Raw genomic sequence first — 2,062 nt, forward strand, 5'->3', positions numbered from 1 at the left:
ACGAACGATGCCGAGTAGCTTCATGCAGAGAGAGGCTTTTAAGCCGGAGCTTTTTTCCCGCGCTTTGCGTTCGCCGAACCAGTCGCTAGAGCCAACGCGGTCGCTCGCCCTGAGTTTTCGGAAGATCAATTTGACCTCGAACGTCAACAGCCGCGTGGCTCATCTTTGACGTTGGGCGAAAAGATGAACGTGATGAGGCGAAGCGAAGAAAGTTTGCTGGCGGAAGCGCTGAAGCAGACGAGCGCCGAGCCGCTCGCCTGCTTCGTCCAGCAGATGATCGTCGGAGGAAGTTCGAAAAAGCGGAATGCGTGTGAACGCGCGCAGACCAGCGCGGCGCTGGACTGCGCGCTTGTCCGGCATGTGTGTCCGCTGAAAGAAAACTTCGCGATGCGGAGCTCGCTGCCGCGAAGAAAAAGGCGCTCGAGATTTTCGCTCGCGTTGCTCGGTCATTGCGACCGTCCGCATTCGCGTCCCGAGCAAACGCCCAACCAGTCGCTAGAGCCAACGTCACCGTCTGTCACGGATCGTGCTGACGCACGCTCCGCGCCAGCCGGCGCCGTGGCTCATCTTTAACGTTCGGCAAAAATGAAGAAAGAACGACTGCTCGCTGTAATCGAGACCATCAATCGGCACCCGATGTATGAGCTTGATGACGTCGTCCGTAGGCTTCGAGAGGTCGATGCTTCAGATTCGTTCCTACAAGACGCGATTGCGCACGTTCAAGGTGCAAATGGAAAGGGAAGCTTCCGAAGTCATGATCACATGCAGAATCTTTCGTGGGCCAAGATCGCGATTCGAAATTACATCGACGAGCGTCTCAGTCCTTAGCGGTTCTTTCTTCATGATGTTTACCCAGAAAGAGCCGAACCAGTCGTCAGAGCCAACGCCACCGTCTGTCACGGATCGTGCTGCTGCACGCTCCGCGCCAGCCGGCGGCGTGGCTCACCTGTGACGTTCGGCAAAAATGGTCGGCGTGCATCCCAAAGTTTTCAGATTGGCTCGTTATCCGTATGAGGAAGCCGCGCATTATTTCGTCTTGAGCGTCTCCGATGGCCGGCGGGCCGGCAGTTCCGAGTTCTATGCCGATTCTGCGACCATTCTGGCGTTGGCTGAAAAGCTCGCGAGTTTTCCTCGAAGTGTCGTCGACGAGGTGCGATTCGAAAGCGGCGACAAGAGCGATCCACGGTTTTCCGGCTACACCGGCTTGCGATTTTACGTGCACGATGCGTCCGGACACACCGCACTTCGCGTTGAGTTCCTTACGCGCGGGAATGATCTCGTCACAGGGACCGTAGATTTTTGCTTCGCTGTTGAGGCGTCAGCGATCAATCGCATCGGCGCCGGATTGAAGGCGTTCATGGCGAGCGACCGAGAGGAGATCGTCGTCGAGTTGTGAAAAGGCCGAACCAGACGCCAGAGCCAACGGCACTGCTTGTCACGATCTCTGCATGCGCAGAGCTCGCGCCAAGCAGCGCCGTGGCTCATCTTTGACGTTAGCCAAAAGAAAGAATGCCGTCCTTCTTCCAGAGGTTGTTTCAGCCGAAGCCCGCTGAAGAACAGAATGTCGCGCTGCAGCCGCCCGGTCAGCCGTTCCCTTGGCCGCGCGGCGCTCAGCTGACGGCGCTCGAAGACGTGACGCTCGCGATTCCGGCCGCAGCAATTGCGGCCGGCGAAAAGATCGGCTCCGTCATTTACGGCGACGCCGATTTGGAAGTGCGGTTGCCGACCAAGCCGAGCGAGTCGCTGATCTATTTACGCCTGAAGGAAGGTTCATCCGTCTCGTTGTCGAAGTCAGTCCAAGGCGTAGTCATAGCTGACGATAAGATTCCGAAGCGAATTCGTGTGCTTCCACCTCCGAATGAAAAAAGAGGCTAACCAGTCGCCAGAGCCAACGGCCCCGAGCGGCCGTGGCTCATCTTGAACGTTAGCCAAGAAAAGCCGATGCCGCTTCGTGACCTCAGTCTCGCAGACCAAGAGTCCATTCGGCGCGTGTTGGCCTATCAGCTTGCTGCGTGGGATTGGGAAGCGCCCACCGTGCTCGGCGTTCAGAAAGAAGAAGTCG

The 2,062-nt window shown here is 57.6% G+C and carries 2 protein-coding genes; both read left to right on the forward strand.

Translation table 11 applies throughout. The features are described from left to right. The first annotated feature begins 973 nt into the window (after positions 1–973). Positions 974–1,396 carry a hypothetical protein gene (locus tag VHE10_01265; GenBank protein ID HVU06403.1) on the forward strand — a complete coding sequence of 141 codons (423 nt, stop codon included), beginning with the start codon at positions 974–976 and terminating at the stop codon, positions 1,394–1,396. A gap of 113 nt (positions 1,397–1,509) precedes the next feature. Continuing rightward, the gene (locus VHE10_01270) at positions 1,510–1,875 is read left to right on the forward strand and encodes a hypothetical protein (protein HVU06404.1); all 366 of its coding nucleotides are present in this window, start codon (positions 1,510–1,512) and stop codon (positions 1,873–1,875) included. Positions 1,876–2,062: the final 187 nt, after the last annotated feature.

It is taken from the genome of Candidatus Paceibacterota bacterium, from assembly GCA_035546035.1.
GTDB lineage: Bacteria > Patescibacteriota > Minisyncoccia > Phycocordibacterales > UBA6065 > UBA6065.